The sequence below is a fragment of the Streptomyces sp. NPDC002889 genome (genome assembly GCF_042888425.1).
GTDB lineage: Bacteria > Actinomycetota > Actinomycetes > Streptomycetales > Streptomycetaceae > Streptomyces.
The window spans coordinates 78,161-96,816 of the sequence record NZ_JBIAPT010000029.1 but is presented as its reverse complement, the minus strand read 5'-3'; the positions used below and the strand labels follow the sequence as shown (position 1 = coordinate 96,816).

General features: G+C 70.9%; 16 protein-coding genes and 1 pseudogene. 6 read left to right on the top strand and 11 right to left on the bottom strand.

The features are described 5' to 3' along the window. Nucleotides 1-273: pseudogene (locus ACFYWI_RS32825) on the top strand (RNA helicase); the annotation flags it as partial. 13 nt (nucleotides 274-286) lie between these two features. On the opposite strand, the gene ACFYWI_RS32820 reads toward ACFYWI_RS32825, so the two are convergent. The 9 genes from ACFYWI_RS32820 to ACFYWI_RS32780 all read right to left on the bottom strand — a co-directional run bounded on the left by ACFYWI_RS32820 (nucleotide 287) and on the right by ACFYWI_RS32780 (nucleotide 11,593). Continuing rightward, complete coding sequence (locus ACFYWI_RS32820) at nucleotides 287-1,060, bottom strand: FkbM family methyltransferase (RefSeq protein ID WP_389239409.1); 774 nt, start codon at nucleotides 1,058-1,060, stop codon at nucleotides 287-289. Further along, the gene (locus tag ACFYWI_RS32815) at nucleotides 1,057-1,266 is read right to left on the bottom strand and encodes a Trm112 family protein (protein WP_389239408.1); all 210 of its coding nucleotides are present in this window, start codon (nucleotides 1,264-1,266) and stop codon (nucleotides 1,057-1,059) included. The genes ACFYWI_RS32820 and ACFYWI_RS32815 overlap by 4 nt, the downstream gene beginning before the upstream one ends. Before the next feature lie 31 nt (nucleotides 1,267-1,297). Continuing rightward, nucleotides 1,298-2,179: a hypothetical protein gene (locus ACFYWI_RS32810; RefSeq protein ID WP_389239407.1), complete on the bottom strand. Its 882-nt coding sequence runs from the start codon at nucleotides 2,177-2,179 to the stop codon at nucleotides 1,298-1,300. A gap of 4 nt (nucleotides 2,180-2,183) precedes the next feature. After that, nucleotides 2,184-2,903 carry a class I SAM-dependent methyltransferase gene (locus ACFYWI_RS32805; RefSeq protein WP_389239406.1) on the bottom strand — a complete coding sequence of 240 codons (720 nt, stop codon included), beginning with the start codon at nucleotides 2,901-2,903 and terminating at the stop codon, nucleotides 2,184-2,186. Then, complete coding sequence (locus ACFYWI_RS32800) at nucleotides 2,900-4,210, bottom strand: condensation protein (RefSeq protein WP_389239405.1); 1,311 nt, start codon at nucleotides 4,208-4,210, stop codon at nucleotides 2,900-2,902. Before ACFYWI_RS32800 ends, ACFYWI_RS32805 begins: the two co-directional genes overlap by 4 nt. Then, nucleotides 4,207-8,562 (bottom strand): alpha-(1->3)-arabinofuranosyltransferase, encoded by a 4,356-nt coding sequence (locus tag ACFYWI_RS32795; RefSeq protein ID WP_389239404.1) that lies wholly within the window; start codon nucleotides 8,560-8,562, stop codon nucleotides 4,207-4,209. The genes ACFYWI_RS32800 and ACFYWI_RS32795 overlap by 4 nt, the downstream gene beginning before the upstream one ends. Further along, nucleotides 8,559-9,278: a class I SAM-dependent methyltransferase gene (locus ACFYWI_RS32790; protein WP_389239403.1), complete on the bottom strand. Its 720-nt coding sequence runs from the start codon at nucleotides 9,276-9,278 to the stop codon at nucleotides 8,559-8,561. Before ACFYWI_RS32790 ends, ACFYWI_RS32795 begins: the two co-directional genes overlap by 4 nt. Continuing rightward, entirely contained in the window at nucleotides 9,275-10,441 is a 1,167-nt protein-coding gene (locus ACFYWI_RS32785; RefSeq protein WP_389239402.1) for a glycosyltransferase family 4 protein, read from the bottom strand. The genes ACFYWI_RS32790 and ACFYWI_RS32785 overlap by 4 nt, the downstream gene beginning before the upstream one ends. Before the next feature lie 168 nt (nucleotides 10,442-10,609). Beyond that, nucleotides 10,610-11,593 carry a DUF3068 domain-containing protein gene (locus ACFYWI_RS32780; RefSeq protein ID WP_389239401.1) on the bottom strand — a complete coding sequence of 328 codons (984 nt, stop codon included), beginning with the start codon at nucleotides 11,591-11,593 and terminating at the stop codon, nucleotides 10,610-10,612. A gap of 184 nt (nucleotides 11,594-11,777) precedes the next feature. Here ACFYWI_RS32780 and ACFYWI_RS32775 point away from each other — a divergent pair, with 184 nt between their 5' ends. From ACFYWI_RS32775 to ACFYWI_RS32760, 4 genes are all read left to right on the top strand, one after another. Further along, nucleotides 11,778-11,930, top strand: a complete 153-nt coding sequence (locus ACFYWI_RS32775) for a hypothetical protein (RefSeq protein WP_389239400.1) — start codon at nucleotides 11,778-11,780, stop codon at nucleotides 11,928-11,930. Beyond that, nucleotides 11,927-13,150, top strand: coding sequence for a helix-turn-helix domain-containing protein (locus ACFYWI_RS32770; protein WP_389239399.1), 1,224 nt, complete (start codon nucleotides 11,927-11,929; stop codon nucleotides 13,148-13,150). The genes ACFYWI_RS32775 and ACFYWI_RS32770 overlap by 4 nt, the downstream gene beginning before the upstream one ends. Nucleotides 13,151-13,446: 296 nt before the next feature. Beyond that, complete coding sequence (locus tag ACFYWI_RS32765; RefSeq protein WP_389239398.1) at nucleotides 13,447-14,544, top strand: hypothetical protein; 1,098 nt, start codon at nucleotides 13,447-13,449, stop codon at nucleotides 14,542-14,544. 127 nt (nucleotides 14,545-14,671) lie between these two features. Then, nucleotides 14,672-15,370 carry a class F sortase gene (locus ACFYWI_RS32760; RefSeq protein ID WP_389239397.1) on the top strand — a complete coding sequence of 233 codons (699 nt, stop codon included), beginning with the start codon at nucleotides 14,672-14,674 and terminating at the stop codon, nucleotides 15,368-15,370. A 55-nt stretch (nucleotides 15,371-15,425) separates the two neighbouring features. Here the strand turns inward: ACFYWI_RS32760 and ACFYWI_RS32755 are convergent, their stop codons facing one another. Together ACFYWI_RS32755 and ACFYWI_RS32750 are read right to left on the bottom strand one after the other, a co-directional pair. Further along, on the bottom strand, nucleotides 15,426-16,121 hold the full coding sequence (locus tag ACFYWI_RS32755) for an HAD family hydrolase (protein ID WP_389239396.1): 696 nt from the start codon (nucleotides 16,119-16,121) through the stop codon (nucleotides 15,426-15,428). Between the two features lie 25 nt (nucleotides 16,122-16,146). After that, a complete protein-coding gene (locus ACFYWI_RS32750) occupies nucleotides 16,147-16,629 on the bottom strand; it encodes an Lrp/AsnC family transcriptional regulator (protein ID WP_389239395.1) in 483 nt (160 codons plus the stop codon). A gap of 505 nt (nucleotides 16,630-17,134) precedes the next feature. Here ACFYWI_RS32750 and ACFYWI_RS32745 point away from each other — a divergent pair. Then, nucleotides 17,135-18,637 (top strand): FUSC family protein, encoded by a 1,503-nt coding sequence (locus ACFYWI_RS32745; RefSeq protein ID WP_389239414.1) that lies wholly within the window; start codon nucleotides 17,135-17,137, stop codon nucleotides 18,635-18,637. Nucleotides 18,638-18,656: the final 19 nt, after the last annotated feature.

Below are 18,656 nucleotides of genomic sequence, written 5' to 3'. Positions count from 1 at the left end.
ATGGCAGACGCCGGCATCACCCCGCAGATCGCCCAGGTCCGCTCCGGCCAGGCCGAACTGAGCCGCATCACCGGAGCACAAACCCCCTCCGGCGTCCCCGTCAGCGTCGGGGTGCCGGTCACGGAGCGCCCCCAGCGCGGCGGCGCCCCGTTCCGCGGCCGGGGCACCCGCCCGGGTCAGCCGGGCCGCTCCGGTGGTGAGTCCCGCCGGGCCACCGAGGCTCGCCAGACCGCCGAGGCCCGCAAGGCCGCACGGGTCCGTCGTGGCGCATAGCCCGAGGTGACGCTCAGCCCGCAGCTGCGGGCGCCCGCCCGTCGGGAAGGAAGAGCACCGAGTTGATGTAGCGGCGGCCGCGGGGCACGAGTGCCCTGCGGAACAGCCCCTGGTGCACGAGGTGCTCGGTCCTGGACTGATGGCCGGCCAGATCGAAGCGGGTCAGCGGCACCCACGTACGGGTCCGAAGAACCCAGCCGCGGTAGCCCTGGCCGGTCAGCAGGCCGACGGTGGGGGCGATGGGGCGGATACGGGTCTCCAGCTCGATCAGCAGGGCCGGGCGCTCCCGCTCAAGGAGCGCGGCCGCGCCCTGAAGCGCGGGCAGTTCCGAACCGTCGACGTCCACCTTCACGAAGCCGACGTCGTGCAGGTCGAGGCTGTCGAGTGTGAGGGTGCGGACGTCCACGCTGTGGGAGTGGATGTCCCGGCGCGCCAGGGACGAGAGCCCGCGGTCGCCCCGGTCGCCTTCCGGCAGCCACAGCTGTGCCGTGCCGTCGCGGTCGGTCGCGGCCGCCTGAAGCACCTGGGCATGCCTGGGGAGCGTCTGTTTCAGGTGCCCGGCCAGGTGCGGCACCGGCTCAAGGGTGACGACCCGGTCGCATCGGGCGGCGAGCCGTCGTGAGCAGGGCCCGTACCAGCCGCCGACGTCGACCGCTGTGCCGCCGCGGGGGCAGAAGTCGGCGAGCCGGCCCAGTTCGGGCTCGAAGCGCGGGTAGAGGGCGCAGGCGGCGGAGCCGACCCAGCGGGCGGGAAGGCGGGTAGCCACCGCCGCGGCGAGGGTGGTCACTCGGCAGCCGTCCGTAGGTACTTCTCGTGGATGTCCTCGCGGACCTTGTTCCCCGACGAGGGGAGCAGCTGCGGGATGCCGTCCACGATGGCGTAGCTCAGGCGCAGCCGGGGGTTGTACAGCACCTCTTCCTGGGGGAGCAGGGTCAGCGGGCCCTTGTCGAGCGGGCATGCCAGGATCCGGAGCAGCGGATCGTCGGGGTCCATGGGGCCTCCCTTGGGGATCGAAGGGCGGGGATCAGGGCTGGGGATCGTGACGCGGCATGGCGAGGAGAACGGAGAGCGCCAGCGCCGTACCGGCCACTCGCAGCGTCAGCAGGAGCGGATCGTCGGGGAGCGTCTCCCCGAACGTGAGCGTCCCGAGAACCGCCGTGAACAGGCAGGTCACGGTGGTGCAGACGGGCACGATGAGGGAGGCGCGGCACCGCTGGAGCGCCGCCTGGGACATCACCAGGCCGGCCACCGCGGTGAACAGCAGCAGGTACGGATAGGGGGAGGCGAACAGGGACCGGGCCGCGTCACCGAGGTCGGCCGTGGTCAGGCGGCTGGACGCACCCTTGATCGCCAGTGAGCTGACGCCGTAGAGCAGCCCCACCGCCACGCCGTACCCGATTCCGCTGGTCGGCACCCGATGCCGCTTCCTGGCCCGTTGCTCGACACGCCCGTACAGCCACACTCCCGCCGTCAGCGTGGGAACGCACACGACGAGTACCAGCGGCCACGGCGCCCCGCTGCTCACGACGTCGTCGCCCTCCCGGACGGAGGCGACCACCATCAGCAGGGCGACCAGCACGCCGCCGAGGGCATAGCGCTCGCGCCCCGACGCCTGTTCGCCCAGGACGGCCGACGACAGCAGCAGAAGCAGGACCAGACCGGACACGAAGATGCCCTGCGCCGCCGCGATCGGCAGCGCACGGTAGACGACCAGCTGGGCCGCGAAACCGGCGGCCAGCGCCAGCGACCCGGCGATCCACAGGGGACTGGTCAGGAGGACCACGAGGATGCGCAGGGGCCTGCGCGTGGACAGCGCCGGCAGATTCCGCAATGCCCTCTTCTCCAGCACGAAGCCCACGCTGTAGAGCACATTGGCCAGCAAAGCGGCGCCCACGCCCCACCACATTGCGCTACCCCCGCCGGGCGTGGGCGAGCAGGATGGACGCCACTGCGGGCACGGCGCATGCCGCCCGGTCCAGCAGCCGCAGCCCACGCGGCACCCCGTGGAAGGGGGCCCCCGTGATCCGTACCTCCTCGAATCCGGCCGTGGCCAGGAAGGAGCGCAGTGCACGGGCGGTGTACAGCCGCAGATGGCCGACGACCTGCGAGCCGGGCCGGCCGTGGATGCCGCGCAGGCTCACCTCGGAGAACACCGGCTGCCACCCGGCGAGCAGCAGGCCGCGGTTGTACCAGGCGGCGAGGTTCGGCGTGGACAGCATCAGATGGCCGCCGGGCCTGAGTATCCGCCGCAGCTCGTCCAGGGCGTGGTCCGGGTCGACGAGATGCTCGATGACCTCGCTGAACAGCACGGCGTCCGCGCAGCCGTCGGCGAGGGGGAGCCCGCCGTGATCGAGCTCCCCGCGCACCACATGACCCACCCTGGGCCGGGCGCGGCGCAGCGCGTCCTGCGACCAGTCGATGCCGATGAGCCGGTGTCCCGCGAGTATCGGCGCGGCCGTCGCGGCGGCGCTCCCGTCGCCGCATCCGACATCGACGACGAGCTGTCCCGGCGCACCGAGCGCTGCAGCCAGCAGTTGGGCCTGGCGCCTGCTGCGGGCGTCACCCGATGCGACGGGTACGGCGGGGTCCTCGTAGAAATCCCGGAGGCCCGGTGAACTGTCGCTGCTCACAGGGCCTCCGAGGACGTCGCTGCCAGGTGGTGGGCGAAGAGGTCGTGCAGACGGACACCGTCGTCGTCGCCGAGCAGGCTGCGGGACCAGCGGAGCACAAGGTGGAGCCGGCCCCCCGTCGATGCCGTGGTGACGGTCAGCCCGCGCGGCATCCGGGCAGGCGCCGAGAACCACACCGCCGTCGCCCGGCCCGCACCGCCGAAGTCCAGCGGATAGGGGATGCGGCCGATATTGCTGAGCAGCGTGGTCGAAACCCACGGAGCGGCGAGCAACCGCAGGCCCCGGGTGACTCCCGCCCGGACGGCGACGGGCAGCCAGGGAGTGGTCAGGAGCGACGCGGCACGGCCCAACTGCGGGCGCGGCTGTGCCTTGAGCGCGCGTGTCTGCTCGGCGGTACGGCGCAGCAGCGGGGCGATGTCCGTACCGGCGTCCACGTCGGTGGTGGTGAAGCCGACGTCGACCAGTCGTGTGCCGTTGCCGATCGGCATCTCGGGCCCCCTGCTGCGGTCGTCCACGGGCATGGTGATGCGCAGTGGGCGATCCGGTGCGCCGTGGGACCGGTTCCAGTCGGCGACGGTCAGGGCCGTGGCGACCAGCAGCTGGTCGTTGACCGTGTAAGGGGCCCCGGAGTGCCTCCCGGGTACGGGCAGTTCGGCGACGAGCATGGCATTGCCGGGCACCGGACCGGGTGTGCCCGCCGCGACCCGTGCCGGTCGGGCCGGCACAGGTGCCCGGGCCGCACGGTGCGGCGGTGCGGATGCCGGGCGTGCCGGTGGCGGCACGATCGGGGTGCGGCGCCCGCTGTAGATCTCCGCGGCCGTCGCCGCCAGCCGCAGGCACGCCGGGCCGTCGAGCGCGGTGTGGTTGATGGTGAACAGGAGCACGCACCCGCGGATGTCGGGATCTTCGACCACCTCCAGCCGCAGGGGCGGGGAGGACGTCAGCGGCGGCGCGAGTGTGAGGGCGCGTTCGCGTGCACGGCCGAGAGCTCCGGCCGAGCCCGGCGGAACGGTGACCACCTCGACGTCCGGCTCGGCCGTCAGCTCCCACTCGTAGTGGCGTGCGAACCAGCCACGGCTCCTCTCCCGCATCAGCGCGCGGGGATAGTGCCCCAACGCCCGGGCGAAGGCGCTGCGCAGCCGGGCCGGATCGACGCGGCCGGGCAGATGGATCTCGATGTGGACCGTGTTGGGTTCGGCCCGGTGCGTACAGTGCCGTGCCACCTCGTCGACGACGGGGAACGGCACCCGCGGCAGGTGCGGCGACGCTCCGGCGCCGCGAGAAGGCGGTTGCTGTGTTGCCGTCATCGGACACTTCCCTGGGGGCGGGCCGACGGGTCCGACGGCGGGGCGCCGCGGCCGGGATCGCCGCCGGCCGGCTCCCATGCCCCGGCCGGGGGACGGGGAGGTCCATGAGCCGACGGCGTACTCCCGCCGGGAGCTTGCCCGGCCGACCGCCCGGTCCCGTCCGGGGCCCCAACGTGCCCCGGGCCGGGCCCGGCTTCGGACGAAGGACCGGCGGTGCCCGCCGCCGGCCCGGCCCCGGTCGTGCAGCCGCGCTCCCGCCCCACCGTGACCAGCGCCGCGAACAGGGCAATCAGGGCGAGGAGTTGTGCCACGGGACCGTACGCCCCCTTGCCGAGTGACACGGCGCCGCCACTGTCCAGGGCCGCTGCGGCACCCGCACCGGCCATCGCCGTGAAGGCGATCGGTCCGAGGAACGACGGACGCAGCCGGGCCACCACGGCGAGTACGGGGACCAGCGCGGCGATGGGACCGGCGACCGCGACGGCCACCAGCGTCAGCGCCACGGCGCCCAGCAGCGGGCCGGGAGCGGGCGCCTGCTCCTGCGCGGCCGGGAGCGGGCCGCCGTGACGGCGCCGGACGAGGGCGAGGCCCACGAGGAGGACAAGCAGCGCCCCGGCGCCGATCAGCCCGGCGTCGTACACCCGCGATGGAACGAAGTGCAGGGCGACGGTGCCGCCTTGACCCGCCGGGACGAGCCAGGCCTGCTGCCAGCCGTCGATCCGCAGCGGAGTCAGTTCGCGGCCGTCCAGCGTGGCCTTCCAGCCCGCGTTGTGGTTCTCGTGGATCTGCAGATAGGCGGCCTGCCCGGGCCCGACCCGCAGCGACCGCTCGTCGCCCCCGGCGTCCACGGTCTGGAGCAGGCGCGGGGTGGCGCCGGCGGCCTGCGCGGTACCGGTCCCGAGCGTGATGTCGGTGACGGCGAGCGGGCCGGCGTCTCCCGCCTCGACGGTGTGGGTCCGCTCGTCCAGGGTCACCCGGCTGCGGTCCGTGCAGAGCGCGACCTCGACCGGCCGTCGCTCGGTCAGGTCCCGGACCCGCCCCTCGGCGCGGGTTTCGAGGAACTGGCCGTCGACGGACAGGACCGGCCCCTTGCCGCACGGCAGCGAGAATGTCCTGTCCGGGTCGGGCTGCGGCGTGCGGAACCGCTGGAGCGCCGGAATGTAGACCTCGCTCAGTCCGACGGGCAGCTGCAGCTGATCGTCGGCGACCGGATTGTGCAGGGTCAGCGGCGCCGAGCGGGAGATGGTGATGTCCATGCGATCGGTGGTGACGGGGGAGAAGCGCGCCATGCCGTTCTCGTCCACCTGGGCCACCGCGGTGCCGTCGGGCGAGCTGATCTGTACCTGTTCGGGCCGGGTGGACAGTCCCCCTGCGGCCGCGAAGACGATCTCGCCGACCGATGTCTTCTTCGGCCAGGCCAGGTGCAGGACGGGACGCTCACCGGCGATCCAGGCCGTGGTGAGATCGCCGTCCGTCAGGTTGCGCGGGCTCAGGTTCGTGCCCAGGCGCGCGGTGGAGTCGGCACTCACAAGGATCTTGTCGCGCTTGCCTGTGATGTCGAACAGCAGACGGTCGAGGGCGTCGCCGGGCACGGGCAGGGCGGTGGCCTTGACCGTGTAGTCGCCGGAGCGGGCCGCGGTGAACTGCCTGTGCAGTCCCACCTCGGCGGGTACCGCGGACAGACCGCCGGGGTCGGACCCCCTGCGCAGTGAGTAGACGACGGAGTCGGAGGGCTCGCGCGGCGCGTCGGAGGGGAGTTCCAGCAGCCGGGTGACCTGCACCCCCGGGACGACGATGTCGGTGAACCCGGCACCGGTGAGCCCGGGACGGCCCTGCTGCGAGTCCAGGATCGTCACCTTCAGCCAGTTCGCGGATCCCTCGGGGGCGGCCACCTGCTGCGGGCTCCCGTTCGGCTGCAGGGGGCTGACACGACTGCCGCGGTCGGTCTCGACACGGACGACGGTGGGAGCCGCCCGCACGTTGCCGCTCGGCAGCGGCGTCAGCCGCAGCGTCCCGGGAATGTGCGTCGGGCCGGTGAAGCCGATGCGGAGCCATTCCCCCTGCGGTGCCCCCGGGGATCCCTCCGCCCACCCGGTGTCCGGGTTGCCGTCGAACGCGTTGACGGGGTCGTACTGGGGGAGGTGGAAGAGCCAGTTCCCGACGGAGGACGCGGTGACAGACGCGGCGCCCCGCAGCACGGCCGTCGTCTGGTGTCGCGCACCGGACACGGGAAGGATCTGCCGCGGCGGCGCTCCCGGATCCTGCACCGACCGCGGGGCGTTGTGCTCGTCGCGGGTGTACGTGTGGGACGTGTTGGAGTTGACCAGGCCGAACCGGGTGTCGGCACGGCGCAGCCCGTCCCCCGCAGCGTACAGCGACGGCCGGTCCACCCCCGGGTGAGCGTCGCCGGCCAGGACGGCGGGCCGTCCGGCCAGCGCGCCGTCGGCGGACAGGGGCAACAGGGCCTCGGGTCCGCCGCTGACGACGGCCGTGGACGACACCGGCGTGAGCCGGGCCCTGCCGGGGCGAGTGGTGCCGGCGGGCGGCTCGTAGATCTCCACGGCACGCCGGCGCGGGAACAGGCCCTCGACCTGGACCGGTGTGTCGTTCGCTATCCGTCCGCCGGTCATCACCGGACCGAAGCCGGTGACGCGCCGGTACCCGGAGGCTTCGAGACTGCGCTTCACCGTGGTGGTGGGGATGTGGCCCAGCTGGTCGGGGTCGAGGTCGTTGCGGACGACGACGTGGTGCAGCCCGGCGCGGTGCAGAAACTCACTCAGCCCTGGGACCTCACCCCCTGAGGTCAGGGCCTGTTCGACGGCGTCCATCGCTCTGCGGTTTCCGGGCGTGCCGAAGGGCACATAGTCACGCTGTGCCCATGGGGACCGTGCCAGGACGTCCAGGGGCTGGTCGATGGGGGAGCCCCAGGTGTAGATGCCGTGCGCGGTCGCGGGCACGACGAGTGCCCGGTCGCCGGCCGCGTTCTTCTCCAGCCAGCGCGCGGTCGTCCGCCAGTACGCGGGGAGTTCCTGGAACGAACCGGGTTGCAGGATGGATCCGTTGACGTAGGGCCAGCACAGCCCCGGCAGCACGAGCGCGGCGGCCAGCGCCGGAGCCGAGCGACGCCCACGGGCAGGCGAACCCGAGGGAAGACGTGTCGCGAGGGCCGTGATGTGCATGAATCCCAGCGCAAGGGCCAGCGCCAGACCCGTCTGGAACTTGTAGATGTTGCGGAACGGCACCACGGGACCGTCGAGCAGGTCCTGGACGGTCGTGTGGAACGGCGCGCCCAGCGCTCCGCCGTACCCGGCGAGAGTGATGAGAGCGACCGACAGCACGGTCAGCACCAGCCAACGGCGCTCGGGGAGGTCACGCCGGGCGAGACCGGCGAGCCCGAAGGCGGCGGCGAGCGCCGAGCACACGATGACGACGCCGGAGGTGGCGACGGTCCATCCGGCGGGCAGCCACGCCTCGCCGAAGTTCAGATAGCCGACCCAGTTCCCCGCACCGCGCAGCACCTCGGCCGCCGACATGGTGGCGGTGGTGGTGTGCGCGGATTCCACGTACGGCATGAAGTTCTCGCCGTACGTCCCGAGCAGCAGAAGCGGCACGATCCACCATGCGGTCGCGAGAATCACACCCGGCACCCACCACGCGATGAGCGCACGTTTGCGGGATCCGCCCGGCCGGCACAGCAGATACAGGGCGACGGGCAGCAACGAGGCAAGGGTCGACGCCGCGTTCACCCCGCCCATGAGAGTGACGCACAGGGCGGAGCGCGCCGCGGCGATCCTGGGACGGGCGCCTGGATCCGTCAGGGGGAGCAGCACCCACGGCAGCAGAGCCCCCGGGAGGGCGGCCGCCGACGTCGAGCCGATGACGATCGTGTACGTGGGCCACAGGGCGTAGGCGGTCGCGCCCAGCAGCCTGCTGGTGGGGGATCCCGTGCCCAGCCGCTCGGCCAGTCGCAGCGCGCCCCAGAACGCCGTGCTCACCACCAGCGAGAGCCACAGTCGCTCCGCGAGCCAGTCGGGCACCTGCAGCAGGTCGGCCAGGGCATGGAACGGGAGCATCGGGACGGCGTAGCCGATGTACTGGTCGGCGATCCCCCCGAAGCCGGACCGGTCGTGCCACAGTCCGCCCAGATCGCTGATGAACAGCCACGGATCGGCGACAACGCCCAGTTTCGTCTCGAACGTCGTGCGCCCCGGGGACACTGCCAGGAAGGCCAGGAACACCGCTGCCCAGAACCCGAGCAGCCAGCGACGCGAACGGGGACCCGGCGACCGGTCGGGCGGGCCGCCCTCTGCGGCGGGTGCGGCGTGCGGTGGTGGGTGGACAGCGCTGGTCATGAACACCGCCGGAGGATGAGGAGGAGATTCCAGGTGGCGAACTCGCGCAGCCCGGGCACGAGCGGCACGATCTCCGGGAGGAAGGGCCAGTACCGCGAGCGCGCGGAGACGATGTCCACGTCATTGCGGCCCCTGATGTGGCGCAGAGTCGATCCGACGCCGATGTCGAAGAGGTTCTCCCCGAGGCGGTGCTTGGCGGGACGGCCCGTACGGCGCTCGAAGCGGGTGCGGGCCCATTCGGCGCCCAGGTAGTGCCACGGAGCCCACTCGTGGCCGCCCCACGGAGAGAGCCAGTTGGTGAACGAGACGTAGATCAGGCCTCCGGGCCGGGTGACCCGGACCATCTCGCTGAGGAACGTCCGCGGATCCGCCACATGCTCCAGCACGTTGGAGGAGAAACAGACATCGGCCGCGCCCTCGGCGAGCGGCAGCAGATAGCCGTCGGCGACGACCGTTCCTTCGGCCGGCTCCTCGGCGAGCTCCGCGAGGTCCGGTTCGAACAGATAGCTGTGTGCTCCGCGTCGCCGGAATTCACGCGTGAAGTACCCGCTGCCACCGCCGATGTCGACGACGACGCGGCCGTTCAGCTCGACGTAGCGCTCCACTTGATCGGCGGCGTCGGCGGCCAGCAGGCGATAGGCGGACGCGGGGTCGCTCTGTTCGCGCAGGAACGCCCTGAACAGGCTCAGGGAACGGCGGAAGGAGGGGTCCTTCACGTGCCCGCGCCGTTCGCCGCTTCGGCGGCCACCGCTCTGAACTGCCGTACGGTACTGCTCCAGCGATAGCCACCGGCCCGCTCGGCGGCGGCTTTGCCCATGACCTCACGTCGGTCGTCGTCCAGCGCCAGTGCACACCACGCCGCGGCGAAGGACGACTCTCCGCGGACCAGGATGCCGGTGACGCCGTCATCGACCGAATCGCGCAGGCCCGGTACGTCGAAACCCAGGGTCGGTGTGCCACGGGCGCCCGCCTCGGTCACGACGAGGCCCCATCCCTCGACGGCCGCGGGATGCAGCAGCATCCAGGACTCGCACAGCAGACGGTGCTTCTCCGACTCGGACACGTGTCCTGCGAACTCGACGCCGGTGCCCGCCAGTTGCTCAAGCCTCGCTCGCTCGGGGCCGTCCCCGACGATGACGAGTCTGCCCCCGGTGACGGGCCGGACCCGCTCCCACAGCTGCAGCAGCAGATCGATGCGCTTGTAGTCGACCAGCCGGCCCAGGGCCAGGAACAGCGGGGCCCTGGACCGGGGGCTCTGTAAGCCCGGTTCGTGAACTCCGTTGTGCACCACCCGGATATGCCGGTCCGGCACACCGATCGCACGCAGCGCGCCGGCCGTGGACGGGGACACGGCTACCAGGAGATTGCCCCGGTGGGCGCGCGCCAGGGCCCAGTGCTCGAGCCGTCGCCCGGCCCGGGCGACGGGCGCGGGAAAGCGCATGTCCCAGAGCTCGGTGTGCACATGATTGACCAGGCACAGAGTGGGACCGCGGTGCCACAGGGGAGCCAGATACGGCATCCCGTTGCAGACCTCGACCAGCAGGTCGCACGCGCCGACCTGACGGGCGAAGGCGGAACGTGCGCTGATGTAGTGACCCCATTGACTGCCCGCGGACACGACACGGTAGGGCCGGTGCACAGCGGGACCGCCGCACAGCAGGGTGACCTGATGACCCGCGGCGGTGAGGCCCTGGGCGAGCTGGTCGACCAGGAGCTCGGACCCCCCGGCGGCCGGGTTGCCGAGGTCGCGGTGGGCGAGGAAGACGATGCGCCGAGGGGGCTCCGGCAGGGCGCGCACAGAGGCCGGGGTCCGGCCCTGGTGGTGCTTGTGGGGGTGCTGCTCTGTTTCGAGCAGTGGGGGAGGTACGTGCTGGGGCATGGGTGCTCCAACTCGTTTCAGGGTGCGGAGGGGAAGGGTGGGGGGAGGGAGCGGTGGGGGAGAAAGCGGGGAAAAGGGCGACCGGGGGCCGTGCTCTGGTGGGGATAGACAGTTTTCGGCACGCGTTCGGCACGCGGCTACTCACAGGTATGACAAGTTCTGCGGCCCTCAGACGGGCTGATTCGTCATCAGGTGAGTATCCGGACGGGCCGGGTCCGGACGACGGCCCCTCGCCACCAGCGCACCGCCGACCAGGACGAGCACCGCTCCCAGCGTCGCCCCACCGATCGGGGCGGTCGTGCCGAGCAGTGCGAGTTTCCTGCTGTCCGCCGAGGCCAGCTCGACCTGGCGGCGCTGTGTCGCGGGTGTGAACGCGATCCTCTCGCTCGCCAGGAGTACGACGGCGTCCTTGTCCGCCCCCGGTGCGCGCAGCGTCTTGCGCGGTCCGATGGCCGCGTGGATGATGCGGCCGGTTCGCTGGTCCACGATCAGCTCGATCGCGCTGTTGGAGTACCACTCCTCGGCGAGCACCTGAGAGGTGCCGGGCCTTCCGACCAGTCGGCCCGGTACCTGGCGTACACCCGTCCTGCTCGGCGGGACGGTGCCGGTGAACCGATGGCCCTCGTACCCCTGCACCTTCTTCCTGCCGGCGAAGCGGAGCTGCACAACGCCGCCCAGCGTGCTGTCCCACCAGCGGTAGGAGCGCTGTTCGACATCGAAGGGGAACTTCAGGTAGGCCTCTCCGTCGAAAACCGGCGTCTCCCGGCAGCAGTGCACCGGTTGGTTGTCCGCGCGGTCGGTCACCCAGCGCTCCAGCGTCCACTGCAAGGAGTCCCGCGTGTCGGATGCGGGCAGCGTGCTGTCGGTGTCGACAGAGGTGGACACGTCCCACACGGCGTTTCCGCTCTTCTCGCTGTCGGCCACGTCGCCCCGTACCTGACGGGTCACCGTGATCCTCTTGCCGTGCACGGTCTTCACCTTCGAGGTGTCGAAGTAGCTCCCGGTGCCGGTGAACACCGTGGTGGTGTCGACATCGATCGGGGTGCGCTTGGCATGCGGCTGGACGTACCAGGCCAGAAGGGGAGCCAGGACGAGCAGGAAGACCCCTGCTCCCAGCAGGACAAGGGACGATGGTGAAGCAGTACGGCGCATCCGGGCACTCCTGAATCGAAGAACGTCGCCTGGAGATGCACGCGCCCGGGCCGGTCAGCCCTCAAGGGCCAAGACGGTAGGCGCGCTCTTGACGAAATGTCAATGCACTGTCAACACTGTGCGTTCAGCCGGTGGGGCCGGCTGCCGGGGTGGGGATTGTCTCCAGCAAGGAGCTGACCCGACTATGAGCAGACTGCTTGCCGCTGCCGTCACCGCAGCGATCGCCGCGGCGCTCGCCGTGGGCACGGCCTTGGGGATCGTGGCGATGCTGAACGCCACTCCCGACCAGCCCAACGTCCCATTGATCAGTTACGACACCGCCCAGCCCGGCCGATGACGCACCCCGCCTGGCGCGAGGTGCCGCAGGCGCAGGTCGACCGCTTCGCCGCCATCGCTCTGGCCGAGGCGGGCGAGCTGGCGCAGGCGATCCTCGGCGCGATACGCCACGAGTACCCGCACGTGAAGCTCGTGGAGGACGAGTCCGGCGAACCGATGGCACTCGTCGGAATCCGCCGCGCGATCGAAGGCTTCGTGCACAATCTCGCATCGGGGTCCGGCAAGCCCCGGGTGCCACCGGAGGTCTTCCAGGAGTTCGGCCGGGGCGAAGGTATGCACGGGAGGAGCCTCGACTCACTTCAGGCCATCTATCGGCTCGGCGTGCGACTCGCCTGGCGGCGGTTCGCCGAGATCGGCCAGCAGGTCGACATCGCCGCGCCCGCCATGTACGAACTCGCCGAATCCGGATTCGAATATCTGGACGGGCTCGTGGAACAGTCGGTCCGCGGCTACGCCGAGGCAGCGGCCCGCCAGGCGAGCGAACGCCTCCGCCTTCAGCGCCAGTTGATCGATCTCCTGCTGGTGGAACACCACGGCGACCCGGTCGGCACACTCGCGGAACGGGCGGCCCGTATCGGCTGGCAGCTGCCCCAGAGCATCGCCGTGGGGGTGCTCCTGCGCCCTGCCAGGGAGGCGATGGCCCCGGCCGTGGGGCAGGGCATCCTGCTCGACATGGAGAGCGAGCACCCGCGCGTCGTCATCCCGGAACCGGACACCGCGGGCCGTTCGGAGATGCTGCACCGCGCCACCACCGGCTGGTCCGGGGCGATAGGTCCGCCGGTGCCGCTGGCGGCGGCGGCGAAGTCGCTGCGCTGGGCGGAGACGGCGGTCCGGCTGATCGAGAGCGAGCTGTTGCCCGGGGGTGAGGTCCTGCGATGCACCGAACGCACGGAGGAACTGGTGCTGCTGCCGTCGGAGGAGTTGATCGACGCGGTGGCGCGCCGTTGTCTGGCTCCGCTGGACGGCACCAGCGCTGTGCAGTCCCGGCGTCTGGCCGAGACCCTGCTCGCCTGGATCGAGACCGCGGGCGGTGCTCCCGAGGTGGCGCACCGTCTCGGCATACACCCGCAGACGGCGCGCTATCGGCTTCGGCAGATCCGGGAGCTGTGGGGGGATGTCATCGAGGACCCCGACCGGCGCTTCGAGATGCTGCTCGTGCTCCGCGCCCAGCGGCTGCGGGGTGAACGCGCGGACCGTGTGGACCGGGCAGAGGCGCTGTAATCAGGCCCGGATCGGCCGGTGGCCGGGGCGACTCCGGGCGCCGCGTAAAAGGCGATGCGCGCGCCAACGACTGAACGCGGCGGGTGGTGTTTGAAACCTCGCCTCGGCGTGGCGTGCGCCCCAATGGGTGACTACCCGCCGGTTGTCACTCCATAAGCCCAAAACAAGTCTCACGTGCGGCGCTCTCGAGTGGTGGGGAGCCGGGATTCGACTGACGGTGAATCACGTCGCTCCTGCGATCCGATGAGCCGATGAAGTTTCGGTCTCCGCAGTCGCGGCGAAAGGAATGTGCATCCATGCGCTCTGCCCGCACCCTCTTCGCATCGGCCGCGGTCACCGCGGTCCTCGCGATCACCACTCCCGCCGCGTACGCCATCGTCTCGGCCGATGACTGGGAGAAGGACAGCTCTTCCTCCAGCGACAGTTACGAGAAGTCCGAGAAGGACTACGACAAGGGCGACAAGAAGGACGAGGAGAAGTCCGAGAAGGGCTACGACAAGTCCGACAAGGAATACGACAAGGGCGACAAGAAGGACCACGAGGACTACGGCAAGTCCGAGAAGGACCACGACAAGGGTCACAAGGACTACGACAAGTCCGACAAGGAATACGACAAGGGCGACAAGAAGGACGACGAGGACAAGCCGCACGGTGGCGTCCACACCGGTGGTGGAGCCCTTGCCGGGATCCTGGCCGATGACTGGGAGAAGTCCGAGGAGAAGTCCGAGGAGAAGTCCGAAGAGGGCTACGACAAGGGCGAGGAGAAGTCCGAGGAGAAGTCCGAGAAGGGCTACGACAAGGGCGAGGAGAAGTCCGAGGAGAAGTCCGAGAAGGGCTACGACAAGGGCGAGGAGAAGTCCGAGGAGAAGTCCGACAAGGAATACGACAAGGGCTACAAGAAGGACCACGAGGACTACGACAAGGGCTACAAGAAGGACCACGAGGACTACGACAAGTCCGAGAAGGACTACGACAAGGGCGACAAGAAGGACCACGAGGACTACGACAAGTCCGAGAAGGACTACGACAAGGGCGACAAGAAGGACGACGAGGACAAGCCGCACGGCGGTGTCCACACCGGTGGCGGTGCCCTGGCCCGGATCCTGGGCGATGACTGGGACAAGGACAAGGACAAGGACAAGGACAAGGACTACGACAAGTCCGAGAAGGACTACGACAAGTCCGAGAAGGACTACGACAAGGGCGAGAAGGACCACGACAAGTCGTGGAAGAAGGAGGAGAAGCCGAACGGCGGTGTCCACACCGGCGGCGGCGGCATGGCCGCCCTGTCCGGCAGCGGTCTGGCTGCCGGCTCGGTGCTGCTCCTCGGCGGTCTCGGCGTAGGGGCGTACCGCATGCGCCGCCGCAATGCGTCGGGCGGTGCGGCGGTCTGATGGGGCCGACCCACTAGCAGTCCGCTTGCTGTCGCGGCCGCCGTCCTGACGGACGGTGGTCGCGGCAATTGCCATGTGCGCCCCACCCGTTCCTTCGCCCGCCCTCGTATGTGAAAGGCACGCTCGTATGGCCGTTCAGCTGCCGATCGGTACAACGCCCGCACCCCGTCCCCTCGGCCGCGCCCTGCTCTGGCCCGCTGTGGCGGTCGTGCTGGGATTTCTACTCGTCTTCAACTCCTTCGGCGGCTCGGCAGGTATCAAGCGTCCGGCTCCCGGCGCTGCGGCTTCCGCATCCACCGGCCCCGCATCCACCGGGCCCGTTCCGGCCGCATCCTCGCCTGCCGCCGACCTCGCGCCGCTGCCCCGTTCCGCACCGAAGCGGATTGTGATCAAGGAAATCGACGTCGACGCGCCGTTCACGCCGTTGTCCATCGGCCCGTCCGGACAGCTGGAAGCACCGCCCCAGGACGACAAGAATCTGGTCGGCTGGTTCAAGGGGGGTGTCACGCCCGGCGAGCGAGGCACCGCGATCCTCGCGGGCCATGTCGACACGAAGACCGGGCCGGCCGTGTTCCTGCTGCTCAGCACCCTCAGGCCCGGAAGCAAGGTCGATATCTCGCGGGAGGACGGATCAGTCGCCACGTTCAAGGTCGACTCGGTCGAAACCTTCAGCAAGGCGCAGTTCCCCAGCGAACGGGTCTACTCCGACACCCCCTCACCGCAGCTGCGTCTGATCACCTGTGGTGGCGACTACGACAAGAAGGCGAAGGACTACACGGACAACGTGGTGGCGTTCGCCCACCTCGACTCCGTCAAACGCGCCTGACGGGATCCACCCGGCGCCTGAGCAACAGTAAGTACTTGGGAGCGGGGGCTGCAGCTCACGCGATCCGGGGTGCGCCGGCGAGCCAGTCGTACGCGGCCTGTGCCGTGAACTCCCGCTGTCCGCCCGCGAACAGCAGTTCCGCCGCCCGGAAGGCAGGCTCGCCGGCCGTCCCGGGGACGTAGGGGACAGCGATGCAGCGCATGCCCGCCGCGTGTGCCGCGGCCGCGCCAGGCGCGGCATCCTCGACCACCACGCAGTCGGCGGGCTCGGTCCGCAGACGCCGGGCGGCCTCGAGGAACACGTCGGGCGCGGGCTTGCCGTGCTCGACCTCCTCTGCGGAGACGACGGTGGGAAGCAACGCGTCCAGGCCGGTGACGGCGAGCACGGCCTCGATGGCGGCCCGGGACGACCCGGAGGCCACGGCCATCGGCACCCCGTCCCGGTGCAGACGTTCCACGAACCTCCGCATCTGAGGGAAGACGTCCGTCGCTGCACGCGCCAGCTCCAGATAGTGCCGGTTCTTCGCCGTCAGCAACTCGTCGACCGGCACGTCGATCGCATACCGCGCGCGCAGGGTCTCCAGCGTCTCGCGGGTGCCGATACCGATGAAGCCGGCGTGCTCCTCCCAGCTGAAGTCCGTTACTCCGTGGGCGGCCAGGAGCCTGCGACCCGCTTCGTAGTAGTTCGGCTCGCTGTCCACGAGTGTGCCGTCGAGATCGAAGATGACCGAAGCGGTGCGCGCGGAGCTCATGTCGTCCAGCATGCCAAGTGCAGGTTCAGCGCGAGGAACCGGCCGCCCGGCCGACCGACTCCACGAGGGGAAGCAACCGGTGCGGCACCCGCTCGCGCAGCGCCATCTCCGTGCGCGTACGCACCACCCCCGGAAGATTGATCAGCTGCTGGATGACGTCCTCGAGATGTCCGTTGTCCCGCGCGGCGACGCGTGTCAGCAGATCCCCGCCACCAGTGATCGAGAACGCCTCGATGATCTCGGGTACGGCCGCCAGAGCATCGCCCACCTCGTCCAGTTGTCCTTGAGTGACCTCGATATGGACGAACGCGAGCACGGGATGCCCGAGCGCGGCGGGGGAGAGATACGGGCCGGTGCCCGTGATCACCCCGTCGCGCTCCATGCGGTCGATCCTGGCCTGCAGGGTGCCGCGGGCGATACCGAGGATCCGGGCGTACTCGCGCACGCTGGTGCGCGGCTCCTCGATCAGCAGCCGCAGGATGCGGGTGTCGAGCGCGTCCACCGTCATGGTCCGCCGGCCTTCCGCTGGTCCCGTCCCGTGGAATGCGACTGTACCAATGGCACACCCTGCGCCTCCATCTCGAGGCCCTCGCGCGGGCTCCCCGCTCGGCGTATGCTCTGCCGCTCGAGATCCTTGTCGGCGTCACCGCGCGCACGTCTCGGGCCCGTTCGGTAAACGGGAAGGCTATGTCCACCGGCCCACCCCGAAGGAGACGGTGCGACCGGAGCGCCGGCCGTCCCGGACGATACGGGCCGATGTGGTCCGTTGGCCTTCCCGTGGCCCTCGCATGCATTCCAACGCTGTACCAATGGCACAGCTGAAACCGGCTCGGTTGAGCCAATGCCGTGAGGGATGGTTTCCTCTGAAGAGACAGGCGCCGCGCAGCGCCGGACCGGCGATGGAGCCGGGCCGGACCCGCGGCGCCTTTGCCATGTCGTAGACCGCCGCACGGCGCGTCGATCAGCAAGGAGGCGGGACGACCGTCGTGGGGAGCGTGACCGGCGTGAAGCGAATGTTCAGCGCGCCCGACCCGGGCCTTGTGCGCCTGCGGGTCTCCGCACGTGCCGTCCTCGGCGTGGGCCTTGCCGTGGCCGCCGCCGAACTGGCCGGACTCTCGCTCATCGCCTCCATCACCGGAGGGCTCGCCGCGCTCCTCGCGCTGTTCACCGTCGGCGACCCCACCGTGCGCCGTCAGGCCGTCACCACCGCGTTGCTGCCCGCCGCAGGCTTTCCCGTGCTCGCCCTCGCGACCGTGCTGCACGGACAGCCGCTCCTGCGCGCCGCCTCCTGGCTGGGCGTGATCTTCTGCGGCGTCTACGCCCGCCGCTGGGGCCCGCGCGGGCATGCTCTGGGGATCTTCGCGTTCATGATGTTCTTCGTCACCCAGTTCCTGCACGCGCTGCCGGCCCAACTGCCTGAGCTGTACGGCTCGGTGGCGCTCGCCGTTGCCGCCTCGTCGGCCGTCCGCTTCGGGCTGTGGTGCATCGAACGCCGTACGCCGCCGCCCGCCACGCCGCCTCCGTTGCCCGGAAGCGGCCTCGCCCGCCTCACCACACGGCAGGCCTTCCAGGCGACGACGGCCTGCGCGGTGGCACTCGCTGCCGGCCAGCTGATCTCCCACGAGCGCTGGTACTGGGCCGTCGGCACCGCGTGGTGGATCTTCGTCAACACCGCATCGCGCGGCGAGACCCTGGTGCGCGGCTTCCGGCGCGTCCTCGGCACGGTCACCGGTATCGCCGCAGGACTGCTGATCGCGATCCCGATCGCCGGCGAGCCCGGGGCCACCGCGGCCCTCGTCGCCGTGTGCGTCTTCGGGATCTTCTACACGGCAGCCCCCTCGTACAGCTGGATGATGTTCTTCGTGACGGTCATGGCCGGGCTCCTCTACGGGTTGCTGGGCGTGCTGCACCCCGGGTTGCTCCTGCTGCGCTTCCAGGAGACCGCGGTCGGCGCACTGGGCGCTGCCCTCGCCGTCGCGCTGATCCTGCCCGTGACCACGCATGCCGCGACCGACGCGTGGATCCGGCGCGCGGTGAGCTGCGTTCACGGCTGCACCACAGCTGCTGCCCGGCGGCTCGCCGGTGACGAGAGCGCCGACCCCGCGCCGCTCGCCGCCGAACTGGAGCTGCTGCTCGGCCGGGTACGGCTCTCGCTCGCGCCGCTCGTGCACCCGCTCAGCCCGTTGCGGGCCCGCAAGGCGCGTGCCCGCCAGGTCATCGCGCTGCTCGACGACTGCGCGCGCGAGGTGCGCGGGCTGGCCAGGGTCGCGGCGGACCCGCAGGCGTCCCACGACGCCCGGCTCGCCGCGGCGTGCGCACGCGTGGAGGCGGCCGTTCACGCCTTGGTCCCCCCGTCCCCGGCGGCGGCCGGGGCCGTGGCCGAGGTCGTAGCGGTGCCGCCGCATCACCCGGGGGCCGAAGCCGCGCTGGGGCATCTGTACGAGCTGGAGAGGGCGCTCGCAGAACTGGACGCGCCCCTGCGTACCCCTCCGCGCGCCCCTCTCGTACCCGCGTGACCAGCAACATGCGCGGAAC

Bases quoted from the DNA above. Each gene is read 5' to 3' on its own strand.
- ACFYWI_RS32815 (WP_389239408.1), bottom strand. From the start codon at position 1,266: ATGGACCCCGACGATCCGCTGCTCCGGATCCTGGCATGCCCGCTCGAC.
- ACFYWI_RS32810 (WP_389239407.1), bottom strand. From the start codon at position 2,179: ATGTGGTGGGGCGTGGGCGCCGCTTTGCTGGCCAATGTGCTCTACAGC.
- ACFYWI_RS32800 (WP_389239405.1), bottom strand. From the start codon at position 4,210: ATGACGGCAACACAGCAACCGCCTTCTCGCGGCGCCGGAGCGTCGCCG.
- ACFYWI_RS32795 (WP_389239404.1), bottom strand. From the start codon at position 8,562: ATGACCAGCGCTGTCCACCCACCACCGCACGCCGCACCCGCCGCAGAG.
- ACFYWI_RS32785 (WP_389239402.1), bottom strand. From the start codon at position 10,441: ATGCCCCAGCACGTACCTCCCCCACTGCTCGAAACAGAGCAGCACCCC.
- ACFYWI_RS32780 (WP_389239401.1), bottom strand. From the start codon at position 11,593: ATGCGCCGTACTGCTTCACCATCGTCCCTTGTCCTGCTGGGAGCAGGG.
- ACFYWI_RS32775 (WP_389239400.1), top strand. From the start codon at position 11,778: ATGAGCAGACTGCTTGCCGCTGCCGTCACCGCAGCGATCGCCGCGGCG.
- ACFYWI_RS32770 (WP_389239399.1), top strand. From the start codon at position 11,927: ATGACGCACCCCGCCTGGCGCGAGGTGCCGCAGGCGCAGGTCGACCGC.
- ACFYWI_RS32765 (WP_389239398.1), top strand. From the start codon at position 13,447: ATGCGCTCTGCCCGCACCCTCTTCGCATCGGCCGCGGTCACCGCGGTC.
- ACFYWI_RS32760 (WP_389239397.1), top strand. From the start codon at position 14,672: ATGGCCGTTCAGCTGCCGATCGGTACAACGCCCGCACCCCGTCCCCTC.
- ACFYWI_RS32755 (WP_389239396.1), bottom strand. From the start codon at position 16,121: ATGAGCTCCGCGCGCACCGCTTCGGTCATCTTCGATCTCGACGGCACA.
- ACFYWI_RS32750 (WP_389239395.1), bottom strand. From the start codon at position 16,629: ATGACGGTGGACGCGCTCGACACCCGCATCCTGCGGCTGCTGATCGAG.
- ACFYWI_RS32745 (WP_389239414.1), top strand. From the start codon at position 17,135: ATGTTCAGCGCGCCCGACCCGGGCCTTGTGCGCCTGCGGGTCTCCGCA.